At 60.4% G+C, this 14,967-nt stretch carries 10 protein-coding genes; all 10 read right to left on the reverse strand.

Features of this window, described 5'->3' with window-relative positions:
- Window positions 1-14 precede the first annotated feature (14 nt).
- The 10 genes from ACXX9E_RS10465 to ACXX9E_RS10510 all read right to left on the reverse strand — a co-directional run bounded on the left by ACXX9E_RS10465 (window position 15) and on the right by ACXX9E_RS10510 (window position 14,539).
- Complete coding sequence (locus ACXX9E_RS10465; protein WP_458555396.1) at window positions 15-1,187, reverse strand: alginate O-acetyltransferase; 1,173 nt, start codon at window positions 1,185-1,187, stop codon at window positions 15-17.
- Between the two features lie 10 nt (window positions 1,188-1,197).
- Window positions 1,198-2,763: an MBOAT family O-acyltransferase gene (locus ACXX9E_RS10470; RefSeq protein WP_458555397.1), complete on the reverse strand. Its 1,566-nt coding sequence runs from the start codon at window positions 2,761-2,763 to the stop codon at window positions 1,198-1,200.
- Window positions 2,764-3,254: 491 nt separating this feature from the next.
- Window positions 3,255-4,379 (reverse strand): mannuronate-specific alginate lyase, encoded by a 1,125-nt coding sequence (locus ACXX9E_RS10475; RefSeq protein ID WP_447808514.1) that lies wholly within the window; start codon window positions 4,377-4,379, stop codon window positions 3,255-3,257.
- Between the two features lie 8 nt (window positions 4,380-4,387).
- Window positions 4,388-5,839, reverse strand: coding sequence for an alginate O-acetyltransferase (locus ACXX9E_RS10480; RefSeq protein WP_429541401.1), 1,452 nt, complete (start codon window positions 5,837-5,839; stop codon window positions 4,388-4,390).
- 10 nt (window positions 5,840-5,849) lie between these two features.
- A complete protein-coding gene (gene algG, locus ACXX9E_RS10485) occupies window positions 5,850-7,421 on the reverse strand; it encodes a mannuronan 5-epimerase AlgG (protein ID WP_458555398.1) in 1,572 nt (523 codons plus the stop codon).
- A 26-nt stretch (window positions 7,422-7,447) separates the two neighbouring features.
- The gene (locus ACXX9E_RS10490) at window positions 7,448-8,929 is read right to left on the reverse strand and encodes an alginate export family protein (protein ID WP_458555399.1); all 1,482 of its coding nucleotides are present in this window, start codon (window positions 8,927-8,929) and stop codon (window positions 7,448-7,450) included.
- Complete coding sequence (gene algK, locus ACXX9E_RS10495; protein WP_458555400.1) at window positions 8,926-10,428, reverse strand: alginate biosynthesis TPR repeat lipoprotein AlgK; 1,503 nt, start codon at window positions 10,426-10,428, stop codon at window positions 8,926-8,928. The genes ACXX9E_RS10490 and algK overlap by 4 nt, the downstream gene beginning before the upstream one ends.
- 9 nt (window positions 10,429-10,437) lie before the next feature.
- The gene (locus ACXX9E_RS10500; protein WP_123464840.1) at window positions 10,438-11,607 is read right to left on the reverse strand and encodes an alginate biosynthesis protein Alg44; all 1,170 of its coding nucleotides are present in this window, start codon (window positions 11,605-11,607) and stop codon (window positions 10,438-10,440) included.
- A 35-nt stretch (window positions 11,608-11,642) separates the two neighbouring features.
- Window positions 11,643-13,124: a mannuronan synthase gene (alg8, locus tag ACXX9E_RS10505; RefSeq protein ID WP_177490524.1), complete on the reverse strand. Its 1,482-nt coding sequence runs from the start codon at window positions 13,122-13,124 to the stop codon at window positions 11,643-11,645.
- A gap of 98 nt (window positions 13,125-13,222) precedes the next feature.
- The gene (locus ACXX9E_RS10510) at window positions 13,223-14,539 is read right to left on the reverse strand and encodes a nucleotide sugar dehydrogenase (RefSeq protein WP_123464844.1); all 1,317 of its coding nucleotides are present in this window, start codon (window positions 14,537-14,539) and stop codon (window positions 13,223-13,225) included.
- Window positions 14,540-14,967: the final 428 nt, after the last annotated feature.

The raw sequence follows: 14,967 nt of genomic DNA on the forward strand, positions 1-14,967 counted from the left end.
GGTGTACCTCTCTTTCAGTTTTGCGCCCGATCGGGCGTCTCGGATTTAGTGTTGATAGCTACGTTTTGTTGGCGAGCACCGGCTTGTTTGAGCTCTGCGACCCACTGCGGGTCGGCGTCGCCGATTTCGTTGTTCACAGGCAGATAACGTTCAGGAAACTCCCAGATCAGCACCTGTGGCGGGCTGTTCTTGAAGTCATCGCTTTTCAGGTAGCTGAGCATCGGCAGGATCGGGCCGTGGCCGTCTTCGGCGTAGCTCACCACGTCGCTGTGCAGCGCTTGTTTCAGCGCACCGACGAAGTTCCAGTTGGGGTTGGCGCTGTAACTGGTGCCGACCAGTGCCACCGGCACCTCATTGCTGGCGAACAGCGCGTCGTCACCGGCAGGTTGCTCGGCGGCCACGGTGTTGCGCTTTTGCAGCGGCTCTTGCGCCGGCATCAGGTTTTCGAACAGCGGATCGAGCGGCAGGAACAGACGCAGATCGCCCTTGTGCGTGACCTTCTCCGCCGGCGTGGTAACGAAGCGCTGTGGCTCGCCGCTGAGCGGGAACTTGTCGGCGATGGTTTTCGCCAGAGTGTTGGCGGCAATCTCGGCACCTTCCGGGGTCCAGTGGGTGTCGGTGCGCAGGAACACTTGCTGACCGTTCTGCTTGGCCTGTTGCAATGGCTTGAGCAGGTCAGGGGCGAGGATCTTGTCCGCCGCGACACGGTGGTGGAAATCCTCATAAAGGTTTTCGTGAATGCTCGCCGGTTTCACTTCGCCCAGATGCTCCGGGTACAGACGAACCTTGGCCGGCACGATCGCCATCACCAGTTTCACGCCTTTCTCTTTCAGGGTCTGGCGCACGCCTTCAACCAGCGCGTAGTTGCCTTGCAGGTTCAGCTCTTCGTTGACGATCGGGTTGAATTCCTCGTCGCTGTACAACCACTGATCGCGACCGAGCACCACGCCCGGACGACCCTCGTTGAACAGTTTGAAATCCAGCGCGGCCCAGAGGTTGGTGCCCAGACGCTTGATCGGGAACTGGTCGTCGTAGTGGGTTTCCACAGCCTTGGTCCAGCGGCCGTTGAGCACCGTCGCGTCGGCGTTGGTGCTGAAACCGAAGAAGCTGCGAACCGACCACAGACCGAGGACCAACAAGGTCACCAGGAACAGGGCGATGTAGAAGATGCGTAATGAGCGGGTCATGTCAGATCCCTCAGAACTGGAAGTAAAGGAACGGCGAGAAGCTTTGCGCCGAAAGTTTGAGAATCGAAGCGATGAACAGCAGCAGGATCAGCCCGCGCATCACGTAGCGCGACCAGTCCGCTGTCCAGTAAGCCGGTTGCACCTGGGCTTCGACGCCGACGGTGTAGCCAGGCTCATGGATGCTCGCCGGGTTTTCGCCAGGCGCGGCTTTGATCATCCCTGGCGTTGCGGTGGCAGGGCCGTTGGCCTCGACGTTGACTTCAGGTTTGCTCTTGGCCGGCGGCTGGTTGGTGTACAGGTCACGCAGGCCGAAAAACGCCAGGGTTGCGTAAGCGACGACCAGGGTTGCCACTTGCAGACCGGTGAGGCTGGCGCGGTTGAGTTCCGACAGCGACCAGTCGCTGAAGCTGAACATCGCGCCGTACATGCGCCCGGCAACGTGCAGGTTTTCGGCACGGAAGATCACCCAGCCCATGACCACGAGCAGGAAGGTCAGCGCCCAGCGGATCGGGTTGAGGCTGCGCGGCGAGGTATTGATGCCCAGCGCTTTTTCAATCGCCAGCCACATGCCGTGCCAGGCGCCCCAGACGATGTAAGTGATGTTCGCACCGTGCCACAGACCGCCGAGGAGCATGGTCAGGAACAGATTGCGATAGGTCATCAGCGTGCCTTTACGGTTACCGCCGAGGGTGATGTACAGGTAGTCACGCAGCCAGGTCGACAGGCTGATGTGCCAGCGGCGCCAGAACTCGGTGATCGACTGGCTGATGTACGGCTGTTTGAAGTTTTCCATGAAACGGAAACCCATCATCAAGCCCAGACCGATGGCCATGTCGCTGTAACCGGAGAAGTCGAAATACAACTGCGCGGTGTAGGCCAGCGCGCCGAGCCAGGCATCACCGGTGGTCGGGTTTTGCAGGGCGAAGCAGTGGTCGGCGACCACCGCGAGGGTGTCAGCGATAAAGACCTTTTTGATGAAACCCTGCATGAACCGCGTGCAGCCCTCGGAGAACTTGTCGAGGGTGTGCGTGCGGTTGTTGAACTGATCGGCGAGGTCGCGAAAACGCAGAACCGGGCCGGCAATCAGGTGCGGGAAGATCGCTACGAATGCGGCGAAGTCGATCAGGTTGCGCGTGGCCGGGGTGTCGCCGCGATACACGTCGATGATGTAGCTGATCGACTCGAAGATGTAGAACGAGATCCCGATCGGCAGCAGCACGTGGGTGAGGATGAACGGTTCGAGACCGACCGACGTCATCATCGCGTTGATGCTGTCGACGCCGAAGTTGGCGTACTTGAAGTAGCCGAGGATGCACAGGTCGACCGCGACGCCGAGCAGCAGCCAGCGTTGTGCCGGTTTGGTGCGCACGCCGGCGGCACCGACTTTCAGGCCGATCCAGTAGTTCCACAGGGTGACGCCGGCGAACAGCGCCAGGAAGTCCACCCGCCACCACGCGTAGAACACGTAGCTGGCAATCAGCAGCAACAGGTTGCGATAGCGTTGCCCGCTCAAGTAGTACAAGCCGAGAAAGATCGGCAAGAACAGAAACAGGAACACGTTGGATGAAAATACCATCCCGATCTCTCCATGTTTGAACCAACAGTCAAGGGCCAAAGCCCCCCCAAACCCCCCGTGGTAGTGGAGGGGTGAAACGGTGTTGCTGTCAGGGTTGTGCAGGGCCTTGAAAGCTCCCTCACCCCCCGCCCTCTCCCGGGGGGAGAGGGAGCCTGATCTCCATGGTTTTCAAAAATGGAGATCGACCCGGTATTTCTGTGCAGCCTGATCTGGTTTTTTTCAAAGCCTGAGATCGACTCGGTATTTCCTTGCAGCCTGATCTCGATTGTTTTTCAACACCTGAGATCGACTCGGTATTTCTGTGCAGCCTGATCTGGTTTTTTTCAAAGCCTGAGATCGACTCGGTATTTCCTTGCAGCCTGATCTCGATTGTTTTTCAACACCTGAGATCGACTCGATATTTCAGGTCGGCGGATTTCTCAAAAGCACCTCGGTCAGTCCCCTCTCCCTCCGGGAGAGGGTTAGGGTGAGGGGCTTTTGCTGTTCGCCTTTCATGAACCCTTGTTGCCCTTTTCATGCGACGGGTCGTAGACCTTGGTCAGGTCGCCACCCAGGCGGAAGGTCTTGAACGGTTGCATGCCGTGCTTCTTCTCGATCACATCCGGCGGGCAGGTGTAGAGCGTGCAGAACGGTTCGAGCCAGGCGAATTTCATATCCTCTTTGAGGTCGGTCATGTCCTGCTCTTTGCCGTTCTTCTTCTCGAATTCGTCCGGGTCTTTCACCCCGGCCAGCACCCGGTCACCCAGACGTTTCAGCGCGCTGTTGTTTTCCTGACGCAGATCGACACCGTTGACCTGGGCAAAACTGGCGATCATTGCCAGCGGCGGCAGGGCGTAGTTGTGATAGGCGAGGGCGCGTTGCTGGCGCTTGAGTTCGTTCGGCAGGAAGCCGTCGGCGTCGACTTGATTGACCCCGACCTTGTATTCCTTCACCGCCCAGTCGAACAGGTCGCGACGGTTGGTGGCGACGGCGGTGGCCATCACCGACCACGCGGCCCAGTACGAGTGGTTGTTGGTTTTTTCCAGCGGCAGGTTGTCCCAGTCGCTGACCACCTGATCGGCCATCTTGCTGAACCATGCCTCGATCAACTGCGCTTCCTGCTGATGCTGCGCCAGCGGATGCGAGTCAGAGAACTTCAGGCGAATGTACGAAGAGGCCATGCTGCCCAGCGCCCATTTGCGCATCGACTTGCCGGTGTGGTTGAAGTCTTTCGACATCAACGCATCGGCCTTGGCCCACGCGGTCAGCCAGTTCAGCGTGCAATCGAGCTGCTCCGGGCGACCGTCGCGCATGAACTGCATCACCCGTTTGGCGGTGCCGCGTTCCAGCGTGGTGATGTCTTTAGTGGTGTCGCGAAAGGCTTTTTCCGACTGCACGTTCAGTGTCGCGCGGGCCTTGTCCGAACCTTCGTATTTGCTGCGAAATTGCAGCGGTCCGGTGTACGGCGCGGGCATCGCGTCACAGCCTTCGCTCTTGTCGCCGGTCTTGAATTTATCCACAGGGGCGAAGTAGCCCTGCGGCGGACGCAGTGGCGCGGCGGCCTGAGTGGCCCCGGCGAACATCGCCAGGGTCAGCAGGGATGGTGCAAGCAAGTGTTTGATCGTTCGATTTCGCATAGCAGACCTCATTGCCCGACCTGAGCGGTTTGTTGCCCAGCGCCCGGGAATACGTTGCGTTTGCAGATTTTCGCTTCGACTTTCTGCGGCGCGGTGCCCGCTTCCGGGCCCTGGACTTCGACTGCCAGCAGGTTTTGCGAGGCCCAGTCTTCGTCCGTGCGCAGCTCAAAGGCGAAACGACCGTCGGTGTCGGAAGTTTCCGGTTTCTCGATCTTGATGTCCTCGTGGCGACCGTTCATGTACCAGAGGGTGGCTTGCAGGGTTTTCACCGAAGGGTCGGCGAAGCGGATGTCGACCTGATGGCTGCTGTTCTGCAGGTTCAGGTTTTTGCTGTTGACCAGCAGTTCCTGTTTGCTGCCCGGCTTGAGCGTGGTGCTGGCGGACATTTGCGCGTCTTTGCCTTCGCAGCCGTTGTCGAGCAGGGACATCATCTGGCGATAGATGGTTTCCTGGTCGAGGCGGTACAGCGGCGAGAATTCCCAGATGAGAATTTTCGGCGGGGTCTTCTGGAATTCATCGCTACCGAGGTACTGCAGCATCGAACCTTCCAGGCCACCGCCGGGGAAGGCGACGTTGAGAATGTCGGCGCCGATCGCCTCTTCGAGGAAGCCGGCGAAGTTGTAGTTCTTGCCGCTGTGCGAGGTGCCCACGAGGGTGATTTGCGGGTTGCCGGAATCACCGAACAGGTCGCCGTCACCGGCTTCGCCTTTCGGCTCGGTGGTGAACTGATCCATGTACTGGATCGCGTAACTGGTGCCGCACAGTTGCCCGGCCATGTTGTGCAGGGTGCCGGTCTTGCCCATGCGCCCGGAGCGCTTGGTCTCGAATTCACGCTTGGGAATGTCGGCGAAGGCCGGAATCTGCTTGACCTTCTCGGCGACGATTTTCGCCGTGCGCTGGGCGCCATATGGGGTCCAGTGCTGGTCGCCGCGGAAGTAGAAATCGTGGGCGGGCAGGGTGTCCGGCAGCGATTCGTTGGTCAGCGGCGACAGATCCGGCACCACGTATCCCATCTGCGCGAAACGCCCGAGCATGGTCTTGTAGTTGCCCAGCGCTTTCTCGTAATCGAACGCGGCTTTTTCCTGCGGGTTGAGCTTGTTGCGGTTCACCAGACCACGGGTTGGCTGGTAAACGATCACCAGTTCGACGCCTTTGGCTTTGAACGCATCGTGCAGCTGTTGCAGGCGTTTGTAACCGGCCGGGGTGGTGTTGAACTCGGTGCGCAAGTCTTCTTGCGTGCGGAACAGCCAGTCGCCCTGCGCCTGCACCAGGGTGGTGAAGTTCTGCTGATAACGCGTGGTGTAGTTCTTCGCGTCATGCGCGGCCGGGCACAGGTTGCAGCACGGTTCGGCGGTGAACTCGGGCGCTTTCACTTCGTCCGCACGGGCGCTGTTGCTGGCCGCCAGAATGCCCACGGTCAGGGCCGACAGGCTGAGTAATCTGATCAAGTGTGGGTGCATAAAATTATCCTCAGTCCTGCATTTCGGTCTGGCGTTCGACAGGGTCGATCAGCACGGCTTTCTGCTGGCGCACCAGCAGGTCGAGAATTTCATCCTGGCGCTCGCCGAGGATGCCGTTGAAGCTGATGCCACTGGATTTGGTCGGCGCCAGCATCGACACGCGATACAGCTCGACGCTCAAGGGCGAGTCGATCGACAGCGGGCCGCTGCCGTTGGCCGCCAGTTCACCGCCAACCACAATCAGCGACACCTGGGCATCGAACGGGTCGAGCTTGATGTCACGGTCGGTGTCGGTGAGGTCCTTGATGTGGCCGTAGACGCCGGTCAGGCCGTTGGCCATGGCGACGTTTTCGTAGAGGCGGATGTTCACGCTGTTACGAATGCGGATGCCGTGGCGCTTATTGCTGATGACCTTGTTGCCCCACAGCAGGTTGTCGGCGGACTCGTAGAGCGTGATGCCGTCGGTGTGGTTCTTGTAGATTTCGTTGTAGGCAATGATGTTGTTGACGCTGTTACGGTCGATCACCAGGCCCGAGAGGTGGTTGTCGAAGCTTTTGTTGTTGAAGATGAAGCTGTCGTTGACCTCACGGGAAATAATGATCCCGTGCTTCTTCTTCGTACCGTGGACGGTGTTCTCGGCAATGATCAGACCGTGGGAACGGTCGTGCGGGTCGATGCCGTAGACGATGTTGTCTTTGTAGGTGTTGCCCTTGACCACGAAGTCGCGGGTCTCGTAGCAGTAGAAGCCGTACCACATGTCGGAGAACTCGGAACCGACGATCCAGCCAGTCGGCTCGGGACGCTTGAGGACCTTGGCCATGTTCGGCGTGTACTGGGAAATACTCACCCCGTACGACTTACTGTTGGCGTAGCCGAAGCTGGCCATCTTGCTGTTGACGATGTAGGTCTCGGTGCCGCCCCAGGCGAGCAGGAACGGACGGAATTCCTTCGGCGAACGGAACGTTGCCGGGCCGTTGTCCTTTTCGCGCCAGCCGGTGACTTTGGTGTCACGCACAAACAGTTGGCCGTCGTTGACCATGAATGCACCGGCCTCTTGCGACAGGCGCAGTTCCTGGGTCTGACCGTCGATTTCAAGGATGCCTTTGCGGCCGACCACGATCGGCAGCTTTGCCAGATACACACCCGGCGAGGTCTCGCTGAAATACTGCTTGGGCAGTTTCTGCGCCAGATCCTTGAGGTTCAGGTAACCGTCGTCGACGAAGATCGCCTGCGGGATGCCGTGCTGACGCACCACCCATTCGGCCATCTTGTTGTCGCCGCCGATGAAGTCCTTCAGCGCGTCTTCCTGCATCATCCGGCGCACGCTGACTTTGCCTGTTTTGCTGCGGACGATTTTCGCGGCGGCGGCTTCGGCGGTGTAGCCGGAAATGTCCGGCAGTTTCGGCGCGGCCAGGTTCAGCGCTTCGGTCGGTGCGCTGCTGACGGTGTAGGTCTTGGCTTGTTGCAGCTCTTTCGCGGTGGTCACCGGCTTAAGCGGTTCCACAGTCGCGAAGGCGCTGGCGCTGGCCAGCAGCATCGCGCCGGCCAGCAGGCTGAGTGAGCCTGTCCTGGTGCTGATCATGTCGGGCACTCCCTTGGCGGTTTGCATCAGAAGCGCCAGATCACGTCGATGAACGCGCGGTGCATGTACGAATCAACCTGCTTGCCGTAGGCATCGCCCGGTTTGAACACACCGCCACGGAAACGCACGAGGGCCGAGGGCTCGTCGATCGACTGGCTCAGGGCAGCCGGCAACAAGCCTTGCTTGAAGTACTTGGTGACGACCAGGTCCATCTCCTGACCGAGGTCCTTGTTGCCGTCTTCAAGCGGCAGCGAGGTGCTGGAAAGAATCGCGCCGGTGGCGTCGTCGGTGTTGTTTTCCACCGCATTGATGCCGTTGCTGCCGACCGGCTTGTTGCCGTCGACACGCCAGAACTTGTGGTAGATCAGGCTGGCGTCGTATTCGTCATTGACCATCCAGGAACCGAACAGGGTGGCGGTCTGCATGTTGTTCATTTCGCCACGGAAGGCTTCGCCGAAACGGTGCACGCGCGAGCGGGTACCGGTGTAGTTGGAGCGGTTGCTCTCCAGACCGTTCTGTTCGTAATCGGCGCTGGCGCGGGCATAGGCACCGCCGACTTGCCATTGCGGATCAAGGCGCAGACGCACACCGATGTCGGTGGCCCAGCCGTTGACGTCTTCGCTGCGCTTGGCTTGCGCCGGGCGCGAGCCATCGGCGTTGAGGGCGTTGACCGTGTCACGGTCGCCGCTCATGCCGGTGATGCTGCCCCAATAGTTGACGGTGTTGGTGTTGCGCCAGTTGTAGGCGTCGCTGTCGGCGGTCAGGCCGAGCCAGCTGATGTCACCGTTCTGGGTTTTATCCAGCGAGTCGCGCGGGACGCCCGGCTCGGCGTAATCGAGTTTGCCGTCATCGTGAGTGTGATGACCGCGAATGCCGACCCATTGCCCCGGCGTCCACTGGTAAGCGGCGTCGGCGTAGGCGTGCAGGCGATCCTTGTCTTTCGGCGCCAGCTCTTTGAGGTCGGTGCGGTATTCGCTGAAACGCTCGGCGACGCCGACGTTGGCACGCAGCAGGGTGGTGTCGAAGGTCCAGTTCAGCGCTTCGATATTGGTGTCGCGCCATTGGCCGTCGTCATTGCGCAGGCGCTGGCGACCGAACTTGAGCATCTCGCCCGGGTATGGCGTGAGACCGCTGTAGCCGACCCAGAACTCGCGCATCGCCAGGTAGTTTTTCCTGGTTTTGCGATCACTGTTGTCGGTGGCTTGTTCACCGTCGGATTGTTGCAGGGTGTCGGTTTCGATGATGTCGGTCGAGGTCACGGCCTGGCCCATGGCGTAGGCGCTCCACGCACCGCTTTCGCCGTAGACCCACGGACGCAGGTCGAGGCCCAAGCCGTTGACGTCGCCGCCACTGGCGGTGCCGAGGTCGCGGTCGTCTTCGGACTGGCCGGTGATTTTCACTTCCAGGCCGAAGTTCTTCGATTCAGTGATCGCGGCCAGTGTCGGGCAAGACCAGATCAGCGCGAACGTGAGGCCAATGCCGGCCTTCACAAAGGGATTCAACTTCATAGGGATTCCTCGCCGTCTTCTTCTTGCAGGGCGTGCAGTTGCAGCGTGTTCTGATTCAGGGCGCCACGGCTGGCCTGTTCCTGTTGCAGCAGGCGCTGGGCTTCGGCCAGACGCTCGGGCGGCAATTGCGCTGCGAGGGTGGTCGCCAGTTCATCGGCTTGCGGGGTGTTCTGCGCCTTGGCCAATTGGCTGAAGACGTAGGCGTTGACCGGGTCGGGCTGGGTGCCCTTGCCTTGGGAAAACAGTTGGGCGATGGCGAAATCGGCGCTGTTCTGGCCGTTGCGCGCAGCGGTCAGCAGATGGTCGAGGGCCTTCTGCGGATAGACCTTGCCCAGGTAACCCCGGCGATAGATCTGGCCGAGGTAATAGTCGGCGGCAACCTCGCGGCCAACGGCTTTCTGGAAATGTTCCTCGGCGACTTTCGCGTCGGCCGGCACCAGTTTGCCTTCGTAGTAGAGCTTGCCCAGCAACAGCTCGGCGCGTGGCTGATCGGCGGCGCGGCCGTTGTCCAGGTACTGCATCATCTGATCGACGTCGCCCAGTTCCGGGAAGTCGTAGAGCAGTTGCGCGAGGGTCACCCACGACGCCGGGTAGCCCGGGGCGATCGGTTCGAGCAGCGATTGCGCGGTCTTCTCGTCGGTTTTGCCCTGGGTCGAATCGGCCAGTACACGGGCCACCGAATCGACACGCTGCGCAGTGACGGTGCCACGGCTGTAACCGGCCTGCATTTGCTTGATCAGCTCGGCCTGTTGCTCCGGCTGGGCACGTTTCTGATAGACCGTGGCCAGTTCGACGTAGCAGATGTCGGTGGTATTGAGCGCAGCTTTGCAGATCTTTTCCACGTCATCCAGGTGCTGGTCGTAGGTGCCCTGGGTGCGATACAGCAGCACTTGCGCCAGACCCGCTTCCGGGTAACCGGATTTGCGCCACTGGTCGATCTGTTGCTGGGCGTTGATGTTGGGGAAGCTGTGCGGGTATTGCAGGTACAGCATCGCCAGCGGGATCAACGTATTGCCTTCGCCATGGGCGGCGGCTTTTTTCAACAGGCTTTCGGCTTCGTGGTGCTCGGCTTCAGTGGAACCCGGCTTGGCCACCAGCAAGCGGCCGAGACGCGCCTGAGCACGCGGCGAAACACTGGCGGCGGCGCGGTAAGTCGCTTCGGCCTGTTTCATTTGCGCAGGGTCGCGGCTGTCGACCTGGATGTCAGCGAGGCCGACTTGCGCCTCGCTGTAACCCAGATCTGCCAGGGCGCGGTAGTTCTGCGCGGCGGTGGCGGTGTCGCCCCGCTTGAGCGCTTCGTTGGCCAGGCGCTGATCGGGCAGACCGGCGCAACCGGCCAGACTGACTGCCAATGCCAATGCGCACACTGAACCCATGTGGGAGCTGGCTTGCCAGCGATTCAGGCGACTCGGTTTTTCAGCTAGACCGCATTGATCCCATCGCTGGCAAGCCAGCTCCCACAGGGATTGTGGTGTTCTCAGAAAAAAGGTCACAGGCATGTCCTCGACTTAAAGACCGGCAGCCATGGCTTTGTCGATCAGCCAGTTCAGGTTCGGGCCACGGTCGCTGTTCACTTCCACCGGGCGGCCGGCGAAGCTGCTGTCCAGCGGCTGGTCGGGCTGGATCTGCACGCGGATGTCGGAAGACAGGTCGGCGCTTTTCAGGCTGGTGCTGCTGACGATCTTGCCGGTGCGGGTCTGGTCTTCGCCGGCGATCTGGAAGCTCACCGAAGTACCCGGACGCACGTCGCCGAACTGGCGATAGGAGAAGCGCGCATCGACGGTGGCCTGGGTGTTGCGCGGAACCAGGGTGAAAATCACGTCGCCCTTGCTCGCGTACTGACCGTCAGCCACCAGTTGCTGGGCCACGGTGCAATCGCAAGGGGAGGTCAGGGTGCCGGTCATTTGCTTGCCGAACAGCTCTTCAACCTTGGCCGGTTGCAGCTGATCTTCGTCCAGATGACCCTTGAGCACGTCGAGCATGCTGGTGCTGAAGGTCGCCAGCGGTGCGCCTTTGGCCGCTACGCCGTCGGACTTGACCAGGCTCTGCACGGTGCCGTCACGCGGCATGGTGATGTTCATCCCCGGCACGCTGACCAGACCGGCCTGCGCGTGGCTGACGAAGTACATGCCGTACACCGACTTGAATACGAAACCGAACGCCACCAGGCCGATGGCGAAAATGCCGGCGCTGAAGGTCACCGCTTTCAGACGCCCGAACGGGGTCATGCCGCTGCCGCCGTCCTTGACCTTGCGCGCCTTGGTGAAGTTGTCGCGCTGCAGGGTCGCCAGCACTTCGCCGATGCTGACGATGTCGCCAGCCAGGTGCGAAGTGATCAGGTGGCGCAGGGTGGAAATATCCTGCGGCTCGAGGTTCTGGAACTGGCAACCGGCGCGGCCGGTCTGGCGGTCGAAGGAGCGCACTTGCAGTTCAACGTCCATGCCGATGCCGAGGTTGTCGATGACGAATTGCAGGCGTGCCTTGTACACCTGGCCAATGGTCAGGGGCATTTGCCCGGCGTTGAACGCCAGACCACCGGCGGACAGGTCGAGGACCCGTGCTTCGAGCGGGGTCCGGTCGGGGCCGAAGAACCGCAGCTTGGCCGGGATTTTCACGCGGGCGTGCTGGCGCTGGGCTTCGGATTCATGCACTACATTGGCGTTGACGGCGGTATTCATGGGGGCGATTTCCTTGTTAATTCAATAGGGGCAGGTCAGACCATCATCAGCAGCACGGCGACGAAAATGCTGCCGGCGGAGAAGGTCATGGTCCGAGACGACCAGGTGTTGAACCAACGTTGAAAGCTGGCGAGATCACGGGTCAGGGAAGTGGGTTGGCGCGTCCAGGATTGCTGGTCGAGGCGGAAGAACACGTAGATCTTCACCAGCGCACCGACGATCTGGTTGTAATACAGAATCACGGGATAGGCCGGGCCGATCCGGTGACCCGAGCACGACAGCAGCAGGGTCAGAATCAGGCGGGTGATCCCGATCCACAGCAGGTAGGCGAGGATGAACGCGCCGCCGTACTTGAAGCTGGCGATGATTGCCACGGTCAGGCCCAGCAGCGAGGTCCACATCGACACGCGCTGGTCGAACAGCACCACCGAGGTGAAGGCGCCGAGGCGTTTGACCCCCAGGCCCAGCGCTCGCGAGTTCTGGCGCAGGTTGTTGCCGTACCAGCGAAACATCAGTTTGCGGCTGGCCTTGATGAAGCTCTTTTCCGGCGGGTGTTCAACGGTGTTGATCGCCGCATCCGGTACGTAAAAGGTGTCGTAACCCAGGCGCATCAGGCTGAACCAGCTCGACTTGTCGTCGCCGGTGAGAAACTTGAAACGGCCCAGGCGCCAGTGTTGCAGCGAGTCGCTTTCGACGTCGGCGATGAATTCCGGGTTGGTCACCACGGTGGCGCGGAACACCGACATACGCCCGGTCATGGTCAGCACGCGCTTGGACAGGGCCATCGAACACATGTTGATGTGGCGCTGGGCGAAACGCAGCTTGTGCCATTCGCTCATGATGTAGCCGCCGCGCACTTCGCAGAACTCGTTGGTGGTCAGGCCGCCGACGTTGCCGAACAGCTGGAACCACGGCACGGTCTTGCGCACAGTGCCTTCGCCGAGCACGGTGTCGCCGTCGATCACGGCTACCACGGCGCGGTCGTCCGGCAGGTGACGGGAGATCGCGCGGAAACCATAGGCCAGGCCATCGCGCTTGCCGGTGCCGGGAATGCGCACGAAGTCGAGCTTCACGCGGTCTGGCGGATTCATCCGCGCCCAGAGCGCTTTCACCAGCAGCTCATCGGACATTTCCACGATCGAGCAGACCACGGTGGTCGGCAGTTCGCAGTCGATGGCTTCGCGGATTACCGAGCTGTAGACCTGCGCCGTGGTGAGCGCGTCGATACGGAAACTGGTGACCATCAGAAACACATGCGACGGGTCCGCCGCCTTACCCAGCTTGCGCACTTTGCGGCGCAGGTGCGGGTAAACGAGGTAGAGAAAAATCATGCCGCGCACAAAGTGCGTTGCACCCATCGAGTAGCGCCAGATACCCACGGCGCCAATCAGGAAAATAAAGTCCTTCGACTCGGAGTCGAATGTGGACGCGGGCAGCATCAAGGCCAGGCCCATCAGCAGGCTTAAAAACAACAGCCAGCCGGCGGATTGCAGAAAGAAATGTTTGAGCTTGGTCATCGACGTCATCCAAGGTAAGAGAGGCTTCGAGCTGCAAGCCTCAAGCTGCAAGTGAAACGCTTTGGCTTGCAGCCCGAGGCTTGTCGCTTGGCGCTGCTTTACCAGCAGATACCTTCGGTGCGTGTACCGGCGCTGGTGGCTTTGGACATGAAGCCCACCAGGTCGATGACCTGCTTGCCATGCGGCGCTTCCTGGGCCAGCGAGCGGAATTTCTCGTCGCGGTTGCCGAGGATGATCACGTCGGAGTTATCGATCACCGAATCGAAGTCCGAGTTGAGCAGGGACGACACGTGCGGGATTTTCGACTCGATGTAGTCCTTGTTCGCGCCGTGCACACGGGCGTACTCGACGTTGCTGTCGTAGATGCTCAGGTCGTAGCCCTTGCCGATCAGCATTTCGGCCAGTTCCACCAGCGGACTTTCGCGCAGGTCATCGGTGCCGGCCTTGAAACTCAGGCCGAGCAGGGCGACTTTGCGTTTGTCGTGGCTTTCAACGATGTCGAAGGCGTTCTGCACTTGCGATTCGTTGCTGCGCATCAGCGAGTTGAGCAGCGGCGCTTCGACGTCCAGCGAACCGGCGCGGTAGGTCAGGGCACGCACGTCTTTCGGCAGGCACGAACCGCCGAAGGCGAAGCCTGGGCGCATGTAGTACTGGGACAGGTTGAGGGTCTTGTCCTGGCAGACCACTTCCATCACTTCACGGCCATCGACGCCGACGGCTTTGGCGATGTTGCCGATCTCGTTGGCGAAGGTCACTTTGGTCGCGTGCCAGACGTTGCAGGTGTACTTGATCATCTCGGCAACGGCGATGTCCTTGCGGATGATCGGTGCGTCGAGTTCTTCGTACAGCGATTGCAGAACGTCGCCCGAAGCCTTGTCGAATTCGCCGATAACGGTCATCGGTGGCAGGTCGTAGTCGGCAATGGCGGTGGATTCGCGCAGGAACTCCGGGTTGACCGCGACGCCGAAGTCGACGCCCGCCTTCTTGCCCGAGCAGTCTTCGAGGATCGGGATCACCACGTTGGCGACGGTGCCCGGTAGCACGGTGCTGCGAACCACGATGGTGTGGCGGGTGGATTTTTCACGCAGCACGAAACCGATCTCGCGGCACACCGCTTCGATGTAGTTCAGTTCCAGGTCGCCGTTCTTCTTGCTTGGTGTACCGACGCAGATCATCGACAGGTCGGTGTCACGAATCGCTTCGGCGAAGTTGGTCGTACCGCGCAGACGACCGGTCTGGATACCTTGCTCCAGAAGTTCGCCCAGGCCAGGTTCGACAATCGGCGACTTGCCGGCGTTGATCATGTCGATCTTGTCTTTGGCAACATCGACGCCAACCACGTCATGGCCCCGTGCAGACAGGCAACCGGCACAGACAGCGCCAACGTAACCCAAACCAAATATGCTGATGCGCATCGCAATTACCTCTGTGTTTTATCAAGCCATTAGATGGCCGGAGTTAATGGTGTGCAGCGGACACTAGTGCACTCGAAAGTGCGGCATACAGGCGCCACAATGCCGTGTGCAGGCAGACTAAGTTTCGAGTGTCTAAATAAGTGCACTCAAGATGTGCGTAAACAGGCCTTGTTGTTATGACTTGCCCTGTTATGCAGCCGCTCTTCTCTTCAGAAGAGTCTCGTGCAATCGTCTTACACGCTTGATGACAGGAGAAAAATCCCGTAAATCAAGCGGTTGGGTGCTCTGGCGAGCACGGCTATAGGGGGGCGGCCATGGCCTTGTAGGGGATATTAATGGTGCGTATCTCCTGTCCTTCGTTTGTTGTCCAGTTGAGTGAACCATCTAGGCAAGTTGCCGTGACAACTTGGTTACATGGTTTTCTGCAC

This window comes from Pseudomonas sp. GNP014, assembly GCF_054344005.1.